The 20,331-nt window shown below is 59.7% G+C and carries 27 protein-coding genes; 12 read left to right on the forward strand and 15 right to left on the reverse strand.

The genetic code is table 11. The annotated features are described in order from the left end of the window. Positions 1-53: 53 nt before the first annotated feature. A complete protein-coding gene (locus ACR0J4_RS06715) occupies positions 54-866 on the forward strand; it encodes a mechanosensitive ion channel family protein (protein WP_247748119.1) in 813 nt (270 codons plus the stop codon). Positions 867-1,061: 195 nt separating this feature from the next. Here ACR0J4_RS06715 and ald read toward each other — a convergent pair whose 3' ends face one another. Next, positions 1,062-2,180, reverse strand: a complete 1,119-nt coding sequence (gene ald / locus ACR0J4_RS06720) for an alanine dehydrogenase (protein ID WP_170642728.1) — start codon at positions 2,178-2,180, stop codon at positions 1,062-1,064. Between the two features lie 138 nt (positions 2,181-2,318). Between ald and ACR0J4_RS06725 the strand changes: the two genes are divergently transcribed. Then, positions 2,319-2,777: an Lrp/AsnC family transcriptional regulator gene (locus ACR0J4_RS06725; protein WP_170462590.1), complete on the forward strand. Its 459-nt coding sequence runs from the start codon at positions 2,319-2,321 to the stop codon at positions 2,775-2,777. Positions 2,778-2,997: 220 nt separating this feature from the next. Then, a complete protein-coding gene (gene ppk2 / locus ACR0J4_RS06730) occupies positions 2,998-3,915 on the forward strand; it encodes a polyphosphate kinase 2 (protein ID WP_170379135.1) in 918 nt (305 codons plus the stop codon). A gap of 51 nt (positions 3,916-3,966) precedes the next feature. Here ppk2 and ACR0J4_RS06735 read toward each other — a convergent pair whose 3' ends face one another. Both ACR0J4_RS06735 and rpsU read right to left on the reverse strand, forming a co-directional pair. Further along, positions 3,967-5,133: a CAP domain-containing protein gene (locus tag ACR0J4_RS06735; RefSeq protein WP_170642729.1), complete on the reverse strand. Its 1,167-nt coding sequence runs from the start codon at positions 5,131-5,133 to the stop codon at positions 3,967-3,969. A gap of 290 nt (positions 5,134-5,423) precedes the next feature. Then, the gene (gene rpsU, locus ACR0J4_RS06740; RefSeq protein ID WP_005614280.1) at positions 5,424-5,630 is read right to left on the reverse strand and encodes a 30S ribosomal protein S21; all 207 of its coding nucleotides are present in this window, start codon (positions 5,628-5,630) and stop codon (positions 5,424-5,426) included. A gap of 111 nt (positions 5,631-5,741) precedes the next feature. Here rpsU and ACR0J4_RS06745 point away from each other — a divergent pair, with 111 nt between their 5' ends. Beyond that, a complete protein-coding gene (locus ACR0J4_RS06745; RefSeq protein WP_170642730.1) occupies positions 5,742-6,434 on the forward strand; it encodes a COQ9 family protein in 693 nt (230 codons plus the stop codon). 55 nt (positions 6,435-6,489) lie between these two features. Continuing rightward, complete coding sequence (locus tag ACR0J4_RS06750; RefSeq protein WP_170553767.1) at positions 6,490-7,488, forward strand: NAD(P)H-quinone oxidoreductase; 999 nt, start codon at positions 6,490-6,492, stop codon at positions 7,486-7,488. A gap of 11 nt (positions 7,489-7,499) precedes the next feature. Here ACR0J4_RS06750 and ACR0J4_RS06755 read toward each other — a convergent pair whose 3' ends face one another. Then, positions 7,500-8,357: a DUF2189 domain-containing protein gene (locus ACR0J4_RS06755; RefSeq protein ID WP_170379128.1), complete on the reverse strand. Its 858-nt coding sequence runs from the start codon at positions 8,355-8,357 to the stop codon at positions 7,500-7,502. 193 nt (positions 8,358-8,550) lie between these two features. Between ACR0J4_RS06755 and ACR0J4_RS06760 the strand changes: the two genes are divergently transcribed. Then, positions 8,551-9,534, forward strand: a complete 984-nt coding sequence (locus ACR0J4_RS06760) for a quinone oxidoreductase family protein (RefSeq protein WP_170642731.1) — start codon at positions 8,551-8,553, stop codon at positions 9,532-9,534. Positions 9,535-9,588: 54 nt separating this feature from the next. Here ACR0J4_RS06760 and ACR0J4_RS06765 read toward each other — a convergent pair whose 3' ends face one another. The 11 genes from ACR0J4_RS06765 to ACR0J4_RS06815 form a co-directional block, all read right to left on the reverse strand. Next, complete coding sequence (locus tag ACR0J4_RS06765; protein WP_170553761.1) at positions 9,589-10,119, reverse strand: outer membrane protein; 531 nt, start codon at positions 10,117-10,119, stop codon at positions 9,589-9,591. Positions 10,120-10,386: 267 nt separating this feature from the next. Then, complete coding sequence (locus ACR0J4_RS06770) at positions 10,387-10,860, reverse strand: YHS domain-containing (seleno)protein (RefSeq protein ID WP_170553758.1); 474 nt, start codon at positions 10,858-10,860, stop codon at positions 10,387-10,389. Positions 10,861-11,051: 191 nt separating this feature from the next. Next, positions 11,052-11,321, reverse strand: a complete 270-nt coding sequence (locus ACR0J4_RS06775; RefSeq protein WP_170553755.1) for a hypothetical protein — start codon at positions 11,319-11,321, stop codon at positions 11,052-11,054. Further along, positions 11,318-11,923: a glycerol-3-phosphate 1-O-acyltransferase PlsY gene (plsY, locus tag ACR0J4_RS06780; RefSeq protein ID WP_170553752.1), complete on the reverse strand. Its 606-nt coding sequence runs from the start codon at positions 11,921-11,923 to the stop codon at positions 11,318-11,320. The genes ACR0J4_RS06775 and plsY overlap by 4 nt, the downstream gene beginning before the upstream one ends. Further along, a complete protein-coding gene (gene pyrC / locus ACR0J4_RS06785; protein ID WP_170642732.1) occupies positions 11,923-13,203 on the reverse strand; it encodes a dihydroorotase in 1,281 nt (426 codons plus the stop codon). Before pyrC ends, plsY begins: the two co-directional genes overlap by 1 nt. Continuing rightward, a complete protein-coding gene (locus tag ACR0J4_RS06790) occupies positions 13,200-13,652 on the reverse strand; it encodes a hypothetical protein (protein ID WP_170642733.1) in 453 nt (150 codons plus the stop codon). The genes pyrC and ACR0J4_RS06790 overlap by 4 nt, the downstream gene beginning before the upstream one ends. Next, positions 13,649-14,035: a hypothetical protein gene (locus tag ACR0J4_RS06795; protein WP_170480953.1), complete on the reverse strand. Its 387-nt coding sequence runs from the start codon at positions 14,033-14,035 to the stop codon at positions 13,649-13,651. The genes ACR0J4_RS06790 and ACR0J4_RS06795 overlap by 4 nt, the downstream gene beginning before the upstream one ends. After that, positions 14,020-14,538, reverse strand: coding sequence for a hypothetical protein (locus ACR0J4_RS06800; protein WP_170642734.1), 519 nt, complete (start codon positions 14,536-14,538; stop codon positions 14,020-14,022). Before ACR0J4_RS06800 ends, ACR0J4_RS06795 begins: the two co-directional genes overlap by 16 nt. Then, entirely contained in the window at positions 14,535-15,470 is a 936-nt protein-coding gene (locus ACR0J4_RS06805; RefSeq protein ID WP_170642735.1) for an aspartate carbamoyltransferase catalytic subunit, read from the reverse strand. Before ACR0J4_RS06805 ends, ACR0J4_RS06800 begins: the two co-directional genes overlap by 4 nt. A 58-nt stretch (positions 15,471-15,528) precedes the next feature. Continuing rightward, complete coding sequence (locus ACR0J4_RS06810) at positions 15,529-15,804, reverse strand: hypothetical protein (RefSeq protein ID WP_480668344.1); 276 nt, start codon at positions 15,802-15,804, stop codon at positions 15,529-15,531. Between the two features lie 8 nt (positions 15,805-15,812). Then, positions 15,813-16,004, reverse strand: coding sequence for a hypothetical protein (locus ACR0J4_RS06815; protein WP_480668345.1), 192 nt, complete (start codon positions 16,002-16,004; stop codon positions 15,813-15,815). Here ACR0J4_RS06815 and ACR0J4_RS06820 point away from each other — a divergent pair. The 6 genes from ACR0J4_RS06820 (at position 15,997) to ACR0J4_RS06845 (ending at position 20,331) form a co-directional block, all read left to right on the forward strand. Next, positions 15,997-16,194 carry a hypothetical protein gene (locus tag ACR0J4_RS06820; protein WP_480668346.1) on the forward strand — a complete coding sequence of 66 codons (198 nt, stop codon included), beginning with the start codon at positions 15,997-15,999 and terminating at the stop codon, positions 16,192-16,194. The two genes, ACR0J4_RS06815 and ACR0J4_RS06820, sit on opposite strands and share 8 nt — an antisense overlap. 51 nt (positions 16,195-16,245) lie before the next feature. Beyond that, positions 16,246-17,010, forward strand: coding sequence for a uracil-DNA glycosylase (locus tag ACR0J4_RS06825; RefSeq protein WP_170642737.1), 765 nt, complete (start codon positions 16,246-16,248; stop codon positions 17,008-17,010). After that, positions 17,010-17,609 carry a metallophosphoesterase gene (locus ACR0J4_RS06830; protein ID WP_170642738.1) on the forward strand — a complete coding sequence of 200 codons (600 nt, stop codon included), beginning with the start codon at positions 17,010-17,012 and terminating at the stop codon, positions 17,607-17,609. Before ACR0J4_RS06825 ends, ACR0J4_RS06830 begins: the two co-directional genes overlap by 1 nt. Then, on the forward strand, positions 17,606-18,226 hold the full coding sequence (locus tag ACR0J4_RS06835; protein WP_170642739.1) for a LysE family translocator: 621 nt from the start codon (positions 17,606-17,608) through the stop codon (positions 18,224-18,226). The genes ACR0J4_RS06830 and ACR0J4_RS06835 overlap by 4 nt, the downstream gene beginning before the upstream one ends. A 6-nt stretch (positions 18,227-18,232) precedes the next feature. Then, on the forward strand, positions 18,233-18,775 hold the full coding sequence (gene moaB / locus ACR0J4_RS06840) for a molybdenum cofactor biosynthesis protein B (protein ID WP_170379098.1): 543 nt from the start codon (positions 18,233-18,235) through the stop codon (positions 18,773-18,775). Positions 18,776-18,882: 107 nt separating this feature from the next. Then, on the forward strand, positions 18,883-20,331 hold the full coding sequence (locus tag ACR0J4_RS06845; RefSeq protein WP_170642740.1) for an RND family efflux transporter: 1,449 nt from the start codon (positions 18,883-18,885) through the stop codon (positions 20,329-20,331).

Consider the following 20,331-nt stretch of genomic DNA (forward strand, 5'->3'; position numbering starts at 1 on the left):
ACAATTCAGCGAGTCCCGCGCGAAAGCCGCGGGATTGATGTTTGAGAAAGGAAATGCGCGTGGATGAAGTTGCAACACAGGTGGGTGCTTTTGCGCCTCTGATCATGAGCGCGGTCAAGGCGCTGATCGTACTGATTTTGGGCTGGATCGTTGCTGGAGCAATCGCTGGCATGGTGCGGCGGCGCATCAACGCAACGCCGCAGATCGACCCGACACTAGGGAACTTCATGGCCAGCCTTGTCAAATGGGCGATCCTGGCGATGGTTCTGGTTGCTGTTCTCGGGATTTTCGGGATCCAGGCAACAAGCATCGTGGCCATTCTGGGTGCCGCGTCTCTGGCGATTGGTCTGGCGCTGCAAGGGACACTCAGCGACCTGGCAGCTGGTGTGATGCTGGTCGTGTTCCGTCCGTATAAACTGGGCCAGTTTGTCGATATCGGCGGGACAGCCGGGACAGTGAAAGACCTCAACCTGTTCACGACCGAATTGGTGACGCCGGACAATGTGCAGATCATCGTGCCAAACGGGCAATCCTGGGGGTCGATCATCACCAACTACTCGGCACATGACACGCGCCGTGTGGATCTGGTGTTCGGGATCGACTATGGCGACAGTGCGGATGAAGCGATGAAGATCATTCTGGACGTGGCGAACGCGGATGCGCGTATTCACAAAGACCCCGAGCCTTGGGTGCGTGTGACCAATCTCGGTGACAGTTCGGTCGATCTGACCGCACGTCTGTGGTGCGCAGCGGCGGACTATTGGGATGTGAAATTCGAACTGACTAAAGCTGTGAAAGAAGCCTTCGATGCGAAGGGCGTCTCAATCCCCTACCCACATTCGGTGGAGATCCACAAAGAGGGCTGAACGCTCCCGCCCGTCGCGCCGGCATTGGGAATGCCCTCCTCCCGTTGGGCCAAGCGCCGCACATTCGTGCGGCGCTTTCGTTTTTGCGGATGGGGTGTCAATCAAGACCAACCGCGCCGCGCCAATAGGCGTGGCGCCATGCCCAACGCTGTAAATCGCCTTTCGGCAAAAAGGTGATTTCAGGGGCGGGAGTTGTTACGACTTGATCACTACATTGGGGGAGACAACGTCGATGCCAAGGGCTTTACCAACCGCATAATAGGTCAGTTGTCCGGCGTGAACGTTCAGACCCGCCAGCAGGTGTGGGTCGTCCTGGCACGCCTGTTTCCAACCTTTGTCCGCCAGTGCCAGCATGAACGGCATCGTCGCGTTGCCCAAAGCGATGGTTGAGGTCCGGGCCACCGCGCCCGGCATGTTGGCCACGCAATAATGCATCACGCCATCGACCTCGTAGATCGGGTCGGCATGGGTCGTTGCGCGCGAGGTTTCAAAGCAGCCGCCCTGGTCGATAGCCACGTCCACCAGCACCGCACCGGGCTTCATCGTCGACAGTTGCTCTCGACTGATCAGCTTCGGAGCGGCAGCGCCCGGAATCAGAACGGCTCCGATCACCATATCGGCGTCCTGGATCAGTTCAGCCGTCGTGCCAGCCGTCGAGTATTGGTTCTTGAACTGCCCGCCGAACACGTCATCCAGATAGCGCAGCCGAGGCAGTGAGCGGTCAAGAACCGTCACATCTGCACCCATGCCTGCAGCGATCTTAGCCGCGTGAGTGCCGACGACACCTCCACCAATCACGACGACCTTGGCCGGACCAACGCCGGGAACGCCACCCATCAGCACGCCTCGGCCACCATTGGCCTTCTGCAGGGTCCACGACCCGACCTGAGGCGCCAGACGGCCCGCAACCTCGGACATGGGCGCGAGCAGAGGAAGACCGCCGCTTGCGTCTGTGACGGTCTCATAGGCGATTGCGGTACAGCCTGAGGCCAGCAGGTCGTGGGTCTGATCCGGGTCCGGCGCGAGGTGCAGGTAGGTGAACAGCAACTGGCCTTCGCGCAGCATCTTGCGCTCACCGGCCTGAGGTTCTTTGACCTTCACGATCATGTCGGCCGTGGCAAAGACCTCTTCTGCCGTGTCTACGATGCCCGCGCCAGCAGCAACATAGGCGGCATCGTCAAATCCTGCGCCAATACCAGCACCGGATTCGATCAGCACGTCGTGTCCGCGCGCAACCGCTTCCTGAGCGGCGTTGGGCGTCATGCCGACGCGAAATTCCTGGGGTTTGATTTCCTTGGGGCAACCGATTTTCATCTGCACCGTCTCCGTTCATAAACTGCCTAAATTATGTGCAATTCAAGGCGCAATTTTTGTGAAACAAGACGGGGCTTTGTGTTTTTTGTCGGAAGATTTTCGCGTAAACTGCTAAAATCTCGCAAAGGATTTGCAGCAATGAGCCTAGACACGACTGATCGGAAGATACTTTCTGCACTGCAGCGCAATGGTCGAATGTCAAATGCCGAGCTTTCGGAGCAGGCGAACCTGTCCCCCTCGGCGTGCCATCGCCGGGTGCAACGGCTTGAGGCTGACGGCTATATCCGCAACTACGTGGCTTTGCTGGATGCGCGCAAGATGAATGTGCCGACGACCGTCTTTGTCGAGATCACATTGCAGGGCCAGGCCGAAGAAGTTCTGGACGCGTTCGAAAAGGCGGTTTCGCGCATCCCGGACGTTCTAGAATGCCACCTGATGGCTGGAACCGCTGACTACATCCTGAAAGTGGTGGCCGAGGATACCGAGGATTTCGCCCGGATTCACCGTCAATACCTGTCGCGGCTGCCCAAAGTGGCGCAGATGCAAAGTTCGTTCGCTTTGCGCACGGTGTTCAAGACAACCGCCCTACCGGTGTGAACGGCGCCTATTTTCTGCGCGAAGAAAGGCAAAGGACTGCCTTGCGTCAATTCTACGGCTTGTATCCCCGGGGCGGCGCGTCCAAAATTGAAACGACGAGACCCTTGCGCTGCGCCTCCCTGTGATCCCGGCAGCGCGATGTCATCAATTCATCTGATGACATCAGGCGGTTACACAAACCTGCCAGGGTGGGAACCCGAAGAATAATAAGGAGTTGACCTTGGCCTACGAAAACGATGGCGCCCCCAAAGACTGGTTGGAGGCTGAGCTGGAAGATACGCTGGATGAAGACTTCGAGATAGAATTCAGCGAGCCGATGCTGTCGATGGAAGTTCGCAAGATCTATCGGGAACAGCATCCGGACATGCTGGACCGAAAGGTCTATTTCCGAAACTTGCTGCGTCTTCAGGCCGAGTTGATCAAGGTACAGGACTGGGTTCAGCACACCGGTGCCAAGGTCTGTATACTGTTTGAAGGCCGTGACAGTGCGGGCAAGGGAGGCGTGATCAAACGGATCACCCAGCGCCTCAATCCGCGTGTGGCGCGTGTGGTCGCTTTGCCAGCCCCCAGCCGCCGGGAACAAAGCCAGTGGTATTTCCAGCGCTACGTGCCGCATTTGCCTGCGGCCGGTGAGATCGTTCTGTTTGATCGGTCCTGGTACAACCGTGCAGGCGTGGAACGCGTAATGGGTTTTGCGACCGAGGATCAGGTTGAACAGTTCTTTCAGGACGTTCCGGAATTTGAGCGTATGTTGGTGCGCTCGGGGATCATCTTGCTGAAATACTGGTTCTCGATCACGGATGAAGAACAGCAACTGCGATTCCTCATGCGCATCCATGATCCGATGAAACAGTGGAAGCTGTCGCCGATGGACCTGGAATCCCGCATCCGGTGGGAATCCTACACCAAGGCGAAAGAGGATATGTTCTTCCGCACCAATATCCCCGAGGCGCCATGGTACATTGTGGAAGGTAATGACAAGAAACGCGAGCGCCTGAATTGTATCGAGCATCTTCTGACCATGATCCCCTATACGGACGTTCCGCATGAGAGGGTCAATCTGCCCGATCGCCGCTACAATCCGGACTACGAACGCCGCGTTCTGCCCGATGAGCTGCACGTGCCCAAGATCTACTGATCGTGTTGTGAGGATGCGAGGCAGCGGACTGCCTCGCATCAAGATAAGCCGTCAGGCGACGTCCATCATGCAATCGAAATTGAAGAAGTTGACGAAGAAGACGTCTCCGGAATCGTCCGATGCCATCTCCGGGCACGACGTGTCATCCGAGGATGGGTCCATATCGTCGACCATCACCAGATCCAAGTCATCCTCGGGTTCTTCCGGAGTCATGACGTCATCATTCCAGGCGAATTGATCCAACTGCGTCTGCAGCTGTTGAATGAACGCCTCAATTTCGGCGAGGAAAGCTGCGACGTCAAAACAACCGCTATCAGGGTCCTCGGTCTCGGTGACATCGGTCTCGGGCTGCTCAGGTTCCGGATCTTCGGTCTCTGTGACGTCAGTTTCGGGCTGCTCGGGTTCCGGGTCTTCGGTCTCTGTGACGTCAGTTTCGGGCTGTTCGGGTTCCGGGTCCTCGGTCTCGGTGACATCGGTTTCGGGCTGTTCCGGTTCCGGGTCTTCGGTTTCGGTGACGTCAGTTTCAGGCTGCTCGGGCTCTGGGTCTTCGGTCTCGGTGACGTCAGTTTCGGGCTGCTCGGGTTCCGGGTCCTCTGTCTCTGTGACATCAGTCTCAGGCTGTTCCGGTTCCGGATCTTCCGTCTCGGTGACATCGGTTACCGGTTGTTCCTGAGTTGCGTCTTCGGTTTCCGTCACATCTGTTTCCGGCTCCTCGGGCACTGGATCTTCAGCCGGGGGCGGCGTCATAGCGGTGTCGTCGCTGTCCAACACGACCTCTGCGTCAGTGGTGGCAAAGTTCTGCGTCACCATGACCGCGTCAAAGCCCTGCATGTCGCCCGTCTCAACGCCGATCCCGATATATTTGAAATCGGGGTTCAGAATGTTGGCCCTGTGGCCGGGGCTGTTCATCAGGTTCTGATGCAGTTGCGCGACATCATCGCTGATGCCTGGGGCGCCGCGCTCGGATTGCCAGGCGATATTCTCGCCCGTGCGCCAGCTGCCTTCCAGATCGAAACCGGCCGATTGCATGCGCTGGGTTGCGCTGGATCCGCCCGATCCGGTGTGGCTGAACCGGTCCGTGTTCAACATCCATGCGCTGTGGTCTTCTGATGACTCGTTAAGCTGTCTTTCAAGTTGCAGGGGGTCCAGACCGCGGGATGTGCGCTCTTGGTTGATGAGCGCCAGCATCTCTCGTTCTACTTCACTTGCTGTAGACATTTTTGCCTCCGTTTTATGTTTTGTCTGAGTGGACGAGCCCAGTTATCGGGGCCACCAAACACATGAACAGAGAGGCGATGAAAATCGGCGCTTTTCGGCGGGTCGGTGCAGTCGGACGCAGATTCGCTGCGCTGGAAAACGCCGAGAAAGAGGCGAGACTAAGGCTCGGCGAGTTATCGCACTGGTTGTGCAGGGGCGCGGGCAAAAACGCACTTAGAAACGACAAACCCCCGGGCGATGCCTCGGGGGTCGTCAAATAGTGTCATCCAAAGCTGGACGAGGTCAGGTACTTAGAGCAAACCTTCGCGCTGTGCTTTCTTACGTGCCAGTTTACGGGCACGACGGATCGCTTCAGCCTTCTCGCGCGCTTTTTTCTCGGACGGTTTCTCGAAATGTTGCTTCAGCTTCATTTCACGGAACACGCCTTCGCGCTGCAGCTTTTTCTTCAGGGCACGAAGCGCCTGATCGACGTTATTGTCGCGAACACTAACCTGCATGTGGTTGTCACCACCTTTCTAGATAGAGTTGCAAGGAAATTGCAGGAGTTGGCCGTATAGCAAAGCCGCTCTATCTTGTCTAGTACTGTGCCCAAGCACCGGAGAACCGACATGACCGTCACCTACGAAGACACCAAACAACAGCTGCTGGACGCGATCTTGATGCATGTTCCGTTCGATGGCTGGTCCGAGGCCAGTTTTCGCGCGGCCGTTGTTGATTGCGATCTGGATGACGGTCTGGCCCGTGCGATCTGCCCGCGCGGCGCGGTCGATCTGGCGCTGGCCTATCACGCGCGGGGCGATCAGGTAATGCTGGACAGAATCAAGTCCTCTGACATGAGCGAGCTGAAGTTCCGCGAAAAAGTTGCCGCCGCCGTTCGGTTCCGGCTTGAGGCGGTCGAGGACAAGGAGCTGGTGCGCCGGGGCATGACCCTGTTTTCACTACCCAACCACGCCGCAGACGGGGCCAAGGCGGTCTGGGGGACTTGCGATCTGATCTGGGATGCGCTGGGCGATACGTCGGATGATGTGAACTGGTACACCAAGCGCGCCACCCTGTCGGGGGTCTATTCGTCGACGCTGCTGTTCTGGCTGGGGGATGATTCGCCGGATCACCAGAACAGTTGGGCGTTTCTGGATCGTCGCATCGAAAACGTGATGCAGTTCGAAAAGCTCAAGGCGCAGGTGAACAGCAACCCGCTGCTCAAGCCCTTGCTGGCCGTTCCCAATTGGTTTGTAGCTCAAGTGAAACCTCCGATGAAGATGCGGGCTGATCTGCCGGGGATTCTGAACCCGCGCAAGTAAGCATCTGGGCCTTTGCTTTTTGGCCTGCTAGGCATTGGGCAAAGGAGATTTGCTCATGACTTCGCCTGAGACCCAGACAATGCGTGCCGTCGAAATCACCGAACCCGGCGGCCCTGATGTCCTGCAACTGACCGAACGACCGATTCCCGAGCCGGCGGCCGGGCAGGTTGTTTTGAAAGTGGCCTATGCTGGCGTGAACCGACCGGACGCGTTGCAGCGCGCCGGAGCCTATGATCCGCCTCCCGGTGCAAGCGATCTGCCGGGGCTTGAGGCCTCGGGCGAGGTGGTTGCCCTTGGTGCGGGTGTTGAGGGGGTCTCGATCGGTGACAAAGTCTGCGCGCTGCTTCCGGGCGGCGGATATGCTGAATATGTCGCTACGCCTGCGGCGCATTGCCTGCCCGTCCCCGACGGCATGGATATGAAACAGGCCGCCTGCCTGCCAGAGACCTTTTTCACTGTCTGGTCCAATGTCTTCACACGCGGCGGCCTGAAAGCGGGTGAGCGGTTCCTTGTCCATGGCGGTTCCAGCGGTATTGGAACGACAGCGATCCAATTGGCGAACGCGTTTGGCGCGCGTGTCTTTGCGACGGCGGGCTCGGCTGAGAAGTGCGAGGCCTGTGTGAACTTGGGGGCCGAAAAGGCGATCAACTACCGGGATGAAGACTTCGTTGGCGTCATGCGGGCCGAAGGGGGCGCGAACCTGATCCTCGATATGGTTGGCGGTGACTATATCCCGCGTAACGTGAAAGCGCTGGCCGAGGATGGACGTCTGGTTCAGATCGCCTTTTTGCAAGGACCCGTGACCGAGCTGAACTTTGCCCTGATGATGGTGAAACGCCTTACGCTGACCGGCAGCACCCTGCGTCCGCAAAGCGATCTGGCCAAGGCAAAGATCGCTCAGGACTTGCACGAGGCCGTCTGGCCGCTGCTCTCTGCAGGCAAGGTCGCGCCGGTGATGCACAGCGAATTCCCTCTGGCCGAGGCTGCTGCGGCACACGCGCTCATGGAAAGCTCGCAGCATATTGGCAAGATCGTTCTGAACGTCTCAGGCTAACGCCTTTTGGGTCACGCCACGGCGCGCCGATAGAGGTGCCATGTTGCGTGACCCAGAACGGGCATTACTATGATCAGCCCCAGCAGCATCGGGATCGCGCCCAGCACCAGCAGGGTCGCGACGATGAAGCCCCAACCCATGATGACGCCGGGATTGTGGCGCAGCACGCGAACGGATGTCACGACGGCCACGGGCAGCCCTACTTTACGGTCCAAAAGAAGCGGGAAGCTGACAACGCTGACCGCCAGCGCAATCAGCGCGAAAAAGAAACCCGCAGCAGTGCCGAAGATAACCATTGTCCACCCCGCGCCGGTGGTCAGAACCTCGGTCGCAAACGCGCCCAGCGAGGCAGGCGGTTCAGGGCCGAGCGTCTGCGCATAGACGCTTTGAGCGACCATCAGCCAGACAAGCAGCAGCAGGACTAAATAGAACCCGAGCGCGAGAATGGCCCCGAAGGAGGGCGAGCGGAATACGCCGAACGCGTCCAGCCAATGAACCTCTCCGCCTTGTTCGCGCTTGCGGCTGATTTCATAAAGACCAACGGCTGCGATCGGGCCGATCAGGGCAAAGCCTGCGATCAGTGGGGCCAATAAAGGCACCAAATCCATGTTCATTGCAAAGCCGACCATCAAAAGCCCGGCAATAGGGTAGATCAGCACGATAAAGATCGCATCCGCGCGGGTTTCCAGAAAGTCCGTGTATCCGGCCCTCAGGCAGTATTTCAGGTCGTCGAATGTGAGTGGCTGCACCATGGGCAGGTGGCGCACGTCCGAACTGCCCAGGTGCGAGACGCTTTCCGAGACGTGATCGCTGGTTGCTCCAAGGCTTTGGGCCGCCCAGCTGATCGGATTACCGATAGTTTTTGCCATTTTGTTCCCTTCCTTGGCGAGTGGTGCGCCGCGGAATGGATCCGGCTGAGGGTTGCTCGTGGCCGGACCAGCCGGCAACGCCTGTATGCAGTATAGCACAGTTTTGGAAATTCCCGAATTGCCGCCGCCGCATCGCCCGGATTGTCTTGCCGCGCAGGCGTGTTAGCTTGAGCAAAGGCAAGAGGAGGTCAGAATGCAGCAAACTGCGCGTACAGTTGTCATTGAGGAATTCGGCGGACCCGAGGTCCTACAGATCAAGGACCAGCCTTTAGGCGATCCCGGCCCCGGCGAGGTTCGCATTCGCCACGAGGCGTGTGGGTTGAACTTCATTGATGTCTATCAACGAACGGGCCTCTATCCCCTTGAATTGCCGCATGCGTTGGGCATGGAAGCTGCGGGCGTAATCGATGCCGTCGGCGAAGGCGTCACGCATTTGCAGCCGGGCCAACGCGCGGCCTATGCCAGCGCCCCGTCCGGGGCCTATTGCGAGGCGCGGGTAATGCCCGCAGCGCAGGTGTGCCCACTGCCGGATGGCATCCCCTTCGAAATAGCCGCCGGGATGATGTTGAAAGGTCTGACGGTCGAATATCTGTTCCATCGCACCACCCCTTTGAAACGCGGCGACACGGTTCTGTTTCACGCCGCTGCAGGCGGTGTCGGCCTGATCGCCTGCCAATGGGCGAAATCCGAGGGCATCAAGCTGATCGGAACCGCAGGAACGGATGAGAAATGCAGCCTCGCGCAATTCAACGGCGCGGCCCATTGCATCAACTACCGGACCGAGAACTTTGCCGAACGCGTCGCCGAGCTAACCGGCGGCAAAGGTGTCGATGTGGTGATGGATTCCGTCGGGGCAGATACGTTTGACGGCTCATTGGACTGTCTGAAGCCTTTGGGCATGATGATATCCTTCGGCAATGCATCAGGGCCGGTGCCGCCGGTTAATATCGGTATTCTGGGGCAGAAAGGCTCGCTCAAGATCACCCGGCCGACGCTGTTCACGCATATAGCCGATCATTCGGTTTGTCAGGCGATGGCGCGGCGGTTATTTGGCAAGGTTCAGGGCGGAGAGGTCAAGATCCATATCGACCAACGCTTCCCTCTGGATCAGATTGCCGAAGCGCACCGCGCGCTAGAGGCGCGGCAAACCACCGGCAGCACAATTCTGGACTTGTAAACGGAAAGACCCGGCGCAGGACGCCGGGTCTGTTCCAGTGCAAAGCCGGAAAAATCAGAAGCGGTAGGCCGCTCGAATCTGGAGGGTTGTGGCGTCAACATCCACGCTGGACGAGTTGAAGTTGTCAAACTCGTGATAAAGCAACTCGCCTGCGATGCTGACATTCGGGGCCACGATCTGCTCGTAGCCTGCGCCTATGAACCAGCCGTCGTCGCTGCCCAGATTGTCGGTGCCTGCATCCGCATAGCCGCCAACGCCGTATAGAAGACCCTGAGGGTTGACCTTGTATCCAGCGCGGACTTTGATCCGCCAGACGTCCTCGACCGTCGCGGGGCCGAGATCAATATTGGTCCAGTCATAGTCAAAGCCGCCGCCCACGACCCAGTCGCCCAGATCATAGTCATATCCAAGGATGATACCGCCAATCGCGCCATCGCCATCGACGCCGGAGACGCTGGTGTCCACGTCGATATAGCCCAATTGCAGACCGCCGTAGAACCCTGTCCAGTTGCCCGAGGATTGGGCCATCGCGGCCCCCGCCGCCAGGGTGGACGCCGCTGTCACAAGTGCCAATCTGCCTATCATGTCTTGATCCTTTCATTCCAAATAACCGCGCGCCAATTTGTGGGTGTGGCTGCGCATATCCATACTCAAATACGGCCCTGCCTCAGGACCGGATCATCGTTTGTGGCATATTCCGTACTAGGTCTTGGATCGTTCAGGCCGTTTGGTCCGATGTCCGCCCGCTAAATCCGGGTCTGTCTCAATAAGATAGTTAGTGTTTTCAAAGCTTCAAATAAAATGCGGCGGCAGATCACTCTGCCGCCGACGCATGCTGTCAATTTCAGCGGATTATTGCTGCAGTTCAGCCGGGCTTTTGTCTGCGATGGTTTCCCAGTTGGTGCTGGCTTGCTCGATGAAGCCCGGGATGTCGCCTTCCCAACGTTCCTGGATGTCTTGCGACAGGTTCAGGTACAGTTTGTTGTCGACGATTTTCCAGTGGTTCGGGTCACCGTCGAACTTGAAGCCCATGGCCGCACCGAAGGCGCAGTATCCGCCATATGCAGGCAGGTAAGCCTCGGGGTTGGCTTCAAATGCCACTTTGTTTTCTTCCGACGAGAAGCGGTACAGAGCGTCGTTGTGCAGGGTGGTGATGCGGTAATCGCCTTTGGTTGCTTCGCCAGCGGTGAAATAGGCAACCGGGTCATAGCCTTGCATCGCCAGACCAGTCGAGCTTGCGTTGAGTTCAACACCAGCCGCCAGGGTCGAAGTGGCTAGAGCAACAGACAGGGCAACGCCGCCGATCAGAGATTTAAACGTGTTCATAGCTTCACCTTTCGTGAAAGGGCCGCGCGATCTCGCCTGAATTGCGATTTGCGGACCCGGGGATTTTATCTTGTGAGGCCGGTAATTGGCCGCCACGGAATGCAGATGGGAGGCGGGTTGATCACGTTCAAAACAATGAATTGTGATTGTGCTGAGGCACAGAGGCGCTGTGCAAAAACGCGGAATATCAATCAGATATCCGGGATCAGCGCCAACACGAAATCCACCACTTTGCGGGCGGGCATTTCACAGGGACGCAGCAGCGCGCCGCTGTTTCGTGTCTGATAGAGGTTCAGGCTGATATAGTCCGTCCCGCCCAATTCATGCGCGACAAGCTTATGGGATTTTCCCCCCGCCAAAACCTGACGTGAGAGGACATAGCGCTTGGTATCTGCTCGGCCAGTGAACGTACCGGTGGGCAGGGCGAAAAATGCCGTCAGAAAGTCTTCTGGCGGGGTCACGATTTCCCGATTTTCGGCTCGGTCCGGGATTTGATGCGTGCCACGTTGTCCTTGTGACGCCAGTAGATCAGGAAGGTCAGGGCAATCCCGAGGATGAATGTCGTGCCGTCTGTCAGAGTGATGATCCAGGTGGTCGACAAGGCTGCTGCGGCCAGCGCTCCGGCCGAGGACATACGCCAGATCGCGACGGAGACCAGCCAGGTCAGACAGCAAGCAACGCCGACGCGCCAGTCCAGCGCAAGCCAGAGGCCGATGAAGGTTGCAACGCCCTTGCCGCCCTTGAAGGCAAGCCAAACGGGCATGCAATGGCCGAGAAAGGCCATCAGGGCGGCAATCTGCGCCGCGTCCTCACCTGCATAGGCGCGTGCCAACAGGACTGCCAGCGCTCCTTTGCCGCCATCCAGCAGCAGCGTCAGCGCGGCGGCGGGTTTGCTGCCGGTACGCAGAACATTTGTTGCGCCGATATTGCCTGATCCAATCTGCCGCAGATTACCCAGCCCCATGACGCGCGCGATGATCAGGCCGAAAGGGATCGATCCGATCAGGTATCCCAAGGCCGCCCACAGGGCGAGTACATTCATTGAGCTGTCGAATTCGGGCATCAGGTTCTCCGGTACACGTCTTTGCCGGCCACATAGGTCGCAAGGACCTTACCTTGCATGCGCTGACCGTCAAACGGTGTGTTCTGCGATTTCGATTTCAGGGCAAACCGGTCCAGCACAAAGGGCACATCCGGGTCGAACAGGACCAGATCGGCAGGCGCGCCCGGCTCCATACGCCCGCTGTCCAGCCCCAACCGTTTCGCGGGATTCAGCGCCATGGCCCGGAACAGACTGGGCAGGTCCAGTTGCCCCGCATGATACAGCCGCAGGGCTGCGGGCAGGAAGGATTCCAACGCAACGGCGCCCGAGGCGGCCTCTTCAAACGGAAGACGTTTGCTTTCTTCGTCCTGCGGCGTGTGCATCGAACTGATGATGTCGATCAGGCCCGTCCGCACCGCTTCGATCACCGCTTGCCGGTCATCCTCGGAGCGCAAGGGCGGCTTGACCTTGAAGAAGGTGCGATAGTCGGCCACGTCCAGCTCATTCAGCGTCAGATGGTGGATCGAGGTCCCGGCAGTGATGTCCAGCCCGTTGCGCTTGGCGCGCTCCAGCGCAGGCAGGGCGCGGGCGGTGGTGATCTGGTCGGCGTGATAGGCGGCCCCGGTCATCTCTAGCAGGGCGATGTCGCGGTCCAGCCCCATTCGTTCCGCCATGGGTGAGACGGCTGGCAACCCGCGCAAAGCAGCAAACTTACCGCTCGTGGCGGCGGCCCCTTTGCTCAATCCCGGTTCCTGAGGGTGCGCGATGACCAACGCGCCGCAGGATTTGGCATAGGTCAGCGCGCGGGAAAATACTTTGGTGTTGGTGATGACGTGATCGCAATCGGTGAAGGCGACCGCGCCCGCGTCCTGCAGAAAGCCGATCTCGGTCATCTCCCGCCCTTCGCGCCCCTTGGTAAGGGCGGCCATGGGCAGGACGTTTACAGGCGCATCCGCTTGCGCCCGCCTTGTGGCAAATTCCAGCGTTTCAGGCGTGTCGACGGCGGGCAGCGTATCGGGTCGGGTTACGATGGTGGTCACCCCACCCGCCGCCGCCGCCAACCCAGCGGATTTGTAGCTTTCCTTGTGGCGCTCACCCGGTTCGCACACCTTGACGCCGATATCGACGATGCCGGGGGCGAGGCATTTGCCGACGCAGTCGATGACGTCACCGTTGATGGCAGGGGCGTCTCCATCGCCCAGCGCCGCGATGCGCCCGTTTTCGGCGTGTAGCCAGCCCAGACTGTCCGTGCCGGTTTCCGGGTTGATCAAGCGGGCATTGGTGAAAACGACAGAAGTCATGCTGAGGCCTCTCGGGCTTGGTTCAAAGCCGCCAAAGCGGCATCAGGGTCGGAAAGGTATTCGAAGACAAGAAACAGGCGGCGTGAAAACACCACGTTCTGGCCGCTGCGATGGTAGTTCAACGCGTGGTCAATAGGGACGTTTTTGGGCTTGAAGATCTTGCTGATCCACCATGCGTTGCGGGTGGTCACCACGTAGACACGACACGCGCGCAGCAGACGGTCGTACCACATGAGGAACACGACGAAACCTGTGGACACGATCCGTTTCCAATAGTCGCGCAGGGTATCGGCGAACAAAGGGCTGGCCAGCCAAGCCAGACCGAGGCTCATGATCAGAAGCCGGTAGGCCCATCCCACATGAGGTGGGAAATAACCCTGATGCGGTTGCCCAGTCCAGAGGACTGTTTCGCCCTCAGGGATATGGGGTCGCCACCACCCGTCACTCATCCCGCGGCCCTTTCGATGGCGGCTTTGGTGGCGGCGGGGTTCGCCTGATATTTGATGAGGTGCTTGTCACCGCCCCGTGTCACCACCTGAACAAAGCTGCCCATCGTATTGACGGCTTCGATCTGGTTCAGCGCGACAACCCGAGGGCCGGGGCCGGTGAGGGTGGTGTCAGACAACTCCCACGTATTGTTCAACTCCTCCGAGGCCAGATACCAGGCGCGAAAACCGATAGCAGCCAACCCGGCGGGCGCGCCGGTCCAGACATAGGGGTTGCCGATCAGCCACAGCACCAGCATCGCGCCCGCCATCGCAATGGCGGCAAGGGTCAGGTTGGTCTGGATATAGGCGCGTTTGTCCGGGGTGAAGGTCACAGGATCAGCCATAGGGCACCTCCGATAACAAGCAGAGCGATCACCGCCATCAGGGCCGATCCAACACGGCGGGGGGCATCATTGTCCATGGGCGGTTGCGGGGCCGAGAACGGCTTGGCACTTTCGGTTTCAATTGCACCGCCGGTCCAGTTTGTGGCCTCTTCGGTGAACAGACCCAGCAAATGCTGACGAGGATCAGGGTTCAGCTGCGCTGCGCGCCCTCCAAAGGCTGCGCTGCGCACGACCATGACCCAGCCCTCGACGGCTTCAAGCATGCTGCGATCCAGTTGATCCTCGGACACGCCTCCGCCCTCATGCAGATAACCATAAAGCCCAAGGTCTTCGAGGTCGGAGACCGGGAAAATGTCGATTTGATCTGGGTCCAAGCCATTGACACCCAGAACCTGATCGGCCGCACCGGGCTCGCGCAGGAACTTGGCCTCTTCCGGGCGCATGTCCAGCGCGAACAGTCGGATCACGCCGTGTTCATGGGGGGCGACGGTCAGATCGCTCATGCGACCTCACTCAGGTTGCGGGCCAGAAGCTCCATCGCAGCCATGCGTACGGCGACGCCCATTTCGACCTGTTCCTGAATGACCGAGCGATTTATGTCATCGGCCAGCGTGCCGTCGATCTCAACCCCGCGGTTCATCGGTCCAGGGTGCATTACAATGGCATCGGGCTTGGCCTGCGCCAGTTTGGCGGCGTCCAGCCCGTAGCGGTGATAGTACTCACGCTCCGAGGGGATGAAGCCGCCATCCATCCGCTCTTTCTGAAGGCGTAGCATCATCACCACGTCGACGTCTTTGAGGCCTTCGTTCATATCGTCATAGATCTCGGCCCCGAAATCGGCGAATTGCGAGGGGACCAGCGTGGGCGGGCCGATCAGGCGAATGCGGTTCTCCATCTTGCCCAGCAGGATCAGGTTCGACCGCGCCACGCGGGAATGTGCGACGTCGCCGCAGATCGCGATGTTCAGGCGATGCAACCGGCCCTTGGCCCGGCGGATCGTCAGAGCGTCCAGCAAGGCCTGTGTCGGGTGTTCGTGCCGCCCGTCGCCCGCGTTCAGAACAGCGCAGTTGACCTTCTGCGCCAGAAGGTCCACGGCCCCGGAATGCGGATGCCGCACCACCAGCAGGTCGGGATGCATCGCGTTCAGCGTCATGGCGGTATCGATCAGCGTTTCGCCTTTTTTGATCGAACTGGCTTGCATCGCCATGTTCATCACGTCCGCGCCCAACCGCTTGCCGGCCAGTTCGAAACTGGCCTGGGTACGGGTCGAGTTCTCAAAAAACATGTTGATCTGCGTCAGCCCCGACAGAACGTCCGAATGCTTGGTCGATTGCCGGTTCAGGTCGACATATTTTTCGGCCAGATCCAGAATGGCGGTGATATCGGATTGCGACAGATGCTCGATGCCAAGAAGGTGACGATGGGCAAAACGCATGGCGGGCTCCTGTCTGACAATCGGACCGCTTATAGAAAGCCACGCGGGCAGAGGCAACCTATGGTTCCGACCCTTCGGGCAGTTTATCGCACCCGCCTTCGGGTAGGCATTGCTCGCCGGGTTTGCACCACTTGCCGTAGCCGCAGTCGATGGCCTTGATCGGAACGCATCCCTGATGTTCCGAGCATTTGAAACCGGGGCGGCATTGCGATCCGGTTTCCTCGCATAAGAACCATCCGGGACGCGTGCATCCGCCCCCCGGCAGGCAAGACGACCCGCGCGCGCAGGTCAGGCCATCGTCGCATATCTGCGGGGGGTCAAGGGCCTCAGGCAAGCTGGGGTTCAAGTCTGGTATGGTTTTTTCACATTGCCCGCGCGCACTGCAAAAGCTGCCTGATGGACAATCGAGACTTGAGGTGCAGGCGTTAGCCCCAGCAGGCGCACATCGTGTGCCACCCGCGACGCAGCGCTCAAAAGCGCCACAGCTGCGCCCGCCGCCGCAATAGGTTCCGCCCAAGGGAATGCAATGGCCATCAAAGCTGCACCTCTGCCCGCCCGAGCAGCACCGACTGCCGCAGGCAAACTGACCCGCCCGGCATTGATCCGCCCCGCCAAGCAACTGGGCCGAGGCTGGTTCGCCCCCGAGGGCAAGCACCAAAGCAACCAGAAGGAATCGCAGAAAAGACAGCATGACGCCCGCATGGTCGGTCTGTCCCGGTGCTGAGGCAAGGTCTATTCGCTTTCCCTCAGGCAAAAGCTGGTTAGATTGAGGGGCATGGAATCGGGCTTGGACTATCATACTGCAAAGGCGCTGCTGGAATGGCAGATCGAACTGGGCGCGACCGAGGCGATCGGGGACGCGCCGATTGATCGCTATGCCTTGCCGGATACGACGCCCAAAGCGAAGAAGCTTGCAACGCCGCAAGCCACACCGGACAAGCCCAAACAGGTTGATCCGGTGGCGATCGCCAAAGGGGCCGCCCAAGGCGCCGAGTCTCTGGACCAACTGCGCGCGGTGATGGAGGCGTTCGATCATTGTGAGCTGAAGCGCGGCGCGCGGCAGTTGGTCTTTGCCGATGGTACTCCGGGTGCGCGAGTGATGATTATTGGCGAGGCTCCGGGTCGGGATGAGGATCGCGAAGGCAAACCCTTTGTTGGTCGGGCCGGCCGGCTGTTGGACCGTATGTTGGCGACAATTGATCTGGACCGTGCGCAGGATGTCTACATCACCAATGTGCTGCCCTGGCGCCCACCGCAGAACCGCGACCCAAAACCCGAAGAGATCGGCATGATGAAGCCGTTTCTGGAACGTCACGTGGCGCTCGCCAAACCCGAGGTGCTGGTGGTGATGGGCAATATCAGCTGTCAGGCGGTTTTGGGCAAACGCGGCATCACACGCTTGCGCGGGAACTGGGATCAGGCGCTGGACCTGCCCGTCATCCCGATGTTCCACCCCGCCTACCTACTGCGACAACCGCAGATGAAAAGACAGGCTTGGGCGGATCTGCTTGAGCTGAAAGCGCGACTGGGGGCCGGGTGATGCGTATCCTGGCGTTTTCGGATCTTCACATTGCGCGCAACCGTGCGGCCGATCTGGTGGCGGCCAGCGCCGATGCGGATTTGGTGATCGGGGCCGGAGACTATTGCAACATGCGGAAGGGGCTGGATGAGGCGATGCAGATGCTCTCGGACATTGCGGCACCGCTGGTTCTAATCCCCGGCAATGCCGAAAGCGCGGCTGAGTTGACGGACGCGGCCCCTGAGGGGGTCCATGTGTTGCACGGAACCGGGATGACGGTCGACGGGTTGCGCTTGTTTGGCTTGGGCTACGGCGTGCCAGTCACGCCGTTTGGCGACTGGTCCTGTGACCTGAGCGAGGCCGAAGCTGCAGAGATGCTGGACCGTTGCGATGGGACGGATGTGCTGGTTGTTCACTCTCCGCCCAAAGGGTTTGGCGATACTACGTCGCAAGGGATGTCCGTCGGATCGGTCGCCGTGCGCGATGCGGTGGAACGCCTGCAACCGGAACTGGTCTTTTGTGGGCATATCCACGATAGCTGGGGCTATCGCGGGTCATTGGGTCGTTCAGAAATCGCCAATCTTGGCCCCAGAACAAATTGGTTTGAGGTTGCGATATGATCGAAACCGTTACTCTGCTGGCCTTTGTCCCTGCCGCGATGTTGCTGAATCTCACACCCGGCGCGGATATGATGTTCTGCTTCGGGCAGGGCCTGAAATCCGGACCCCGTCCGGCACTGGTGGCAAGCGCCGGGATATCGCTGGGTTTGATGGTGCATGTCCTGCTGGCAGGGCTGGGCCTTGGAGCCTTGGTCAATTCGATGCCATGGCTGTTTGATGTCATCCGCTGGATGGGTGTTGCTTATCTGCTGTATCTGGCCTGGGGCGCAATCCGCAACGGAGCGGTCTCGACCGAAGGGCCAGCAAGGCCGACGCGCATGGCGTTCCGAGACGGGATGGTGGTCAACCTGACAAACCCCAAGATCATTCTGTTCGTTCTGGCCTTTATCCCTCAATTTGTTGATCCCGCGGCGGGCTCGATCCTAGGGCAATTCATGATCTCTGGCGCGATCATCGCATTGGGTGGTTTTGTCGTGAACGGATTGGTTGGCGTGTTCGCTGGCGGTGCCGGCCGGTTGCTGATCGGAAATCCACGCGCCTCGCGCATTATGGGATGGGTGACGGGCGGGATTTTCACCGCGCTCGCGCTGCGGCTTTCTATTATGGAAAGGGCTTGACGCCTCATGTCACGTATCGACGAAACGATTGAGTTCATTCCCATCCGCATCGCGGTTCTGACCGTCTCGGATACGCGCTCGGTTGATGAGGATCGCTCGGGCCAGACATTGGTGGACCGCATCGAAAAGGCGGGGCATGTGGTTGCAGATCGCAAGATCATCCGGGACGAGCGCGCCCAGATCGCCGATCAACTGCGCGCCTGGGTCGCGGATACCGGAATCGACGTGGTGATCTCGACGGGTGGCACCGGGCTGACCGGGCGGGACGTGACGGTCGAGGCGCATCGCGACGTCTACGAGAAAGAAATCGACGCCTTCGGGACCGTTTTCACCATCATTTCGATGGAGAAGATCGGAACCTCAGCGGTGCAGTCGCGCGCCACGGGTGGCGTGGCGGGCGGAACCTACCTTTTTGCACTTCCGGGCAGCCCCGGGGCCTGCAAGGACGCTTGGGACGGTATCCTCGAGAAACAGCTCGACTATCGCCACCGACCCTGCAATTTCGTGGAAATAATGCCCAGATTGGACGAACATCTGCGACGGAAGTAGACTGGTCGCACGTTCAACACCTTATAACCGCTTTGTGGCTTGGCATATTTCGTGCCTCCGCTACATTTTCCGCAGGGCAGCCCATTTGCAACCGGGATGAATAGTAGATGCGTTTCTTAAGGCAGAGTCTGGTCGGTGTGTTTCTGGCGTCGCTGACGCTGGCCTTGCTGTTTGTCGCCGTTCAGATCGTCACGGGGGCTGTGCAAGAGGTCCTGACCCGCGAGAATGAGCAACCCAAAGCGCGTGAGCGGGTCTTTGCGGTGACCGTTCGTCCGGCTGTGCTTGAGACCGTCACGCCCAATCTCGAAGCCTTCGGCGAGGTGCAAAGTCGCCGCCGTCTGGAGTTACGCGCAGCGCTGGGTGGACGCGTGATCGCATTGGCGGATGATTTCGAGGATGGCGGCACCGTTACCACAGGTGAAGTTTTGGTCGAGCTTGATCCGGCGGACGCGCAATCGGCGCTGGATCGTGCCAAATCGGACGTACTGGATGCCCAATTCGAAGAACGTGATGCAGAACGGTCCTTGTTACTTGCGCAGGATGAATTGAAATCAGCCGAGGCGCAAGCCGAGCTGCGCGAGCGGGCCCTGCAGCGCCAGCGCGATCTTGAATCTCGCGGCGTAGGGGCAACCGCCAGCGTGGAAGAGGCCGAATTGACCGCCGCTGCCGCTCAGCAATCCGTACTGGCACGTCGCATAGCGTTGGCGCAGGCGGAATCGCGGGTGGATCAGGCCACGACCCTGCTGGCTCGCGCTCGGATTGCGCAAGAAGCCGCAGAGCGGGATCTCGAGGACATGACCATCCGCGCCCGGTTCGGAGGCACGCTGACAGATGTCACGCTGGTCGAAGGGCGCTTGGTTTCAGCAAATGAAAAACTGGCCGAACTGGTGGATCCCAATGCGTTAGAAGTGGCCTTCCGTGTTTCAACCGCGCAATTCGTGCGCTTGCTCGACGAAGACGGAGACTTGATTAGCGCCCCCGTCACCATCTCGCTTGAGGTCACGGGAACCGACCTCACCGCGACGGGGCGGATCAGCCGCGACAGCGGCTCGGCGGGTGAGGGGCAGACTGGGCGGTTGATCTATGCGCGGCTCGAGGGTGCTTCAGGCTTCAAGCCCGGCGATTTCGTGACCGTGACGGTGCAGGAACAGCCCCTTGAGCAGGTCGTGCGCCTCCCCTCCTCGGTTCTGGATGCCGCCGGAACGGTTCTTGTGCTGGGTGCGGATGATCGTCTGGAAGCCCTGCCTGTGCATCTGATCCGCCGTCAGGGCGATGAGGTTCTGCTGCGCGGCGAAGGGCTGGAAGGGCGCGAGGTCGTCATAGGCCGCACCCCTCTGCTGGGGTCCGGGGTTCGCGTGCGCCCCCTGCGCGCCGAGGCCAGTGCCGATCCGGATCTGGTGGAATTGACCGATGCGAAACGGGCCGAACTGATCACCCATGTCGAGGCCAGCGAGGATATGCCCGAGGCCGAGAAAACACGCATGCTCGGCCAGTTGGAAGAGGCGAAAGTTCCGGCCTCGCTGGTGCGCCGCATTGAAAACCGGGCCGGGGGCTAA

It is taken from the genome of Ruegeria sp. B10 (assembly GCF_056539825.1).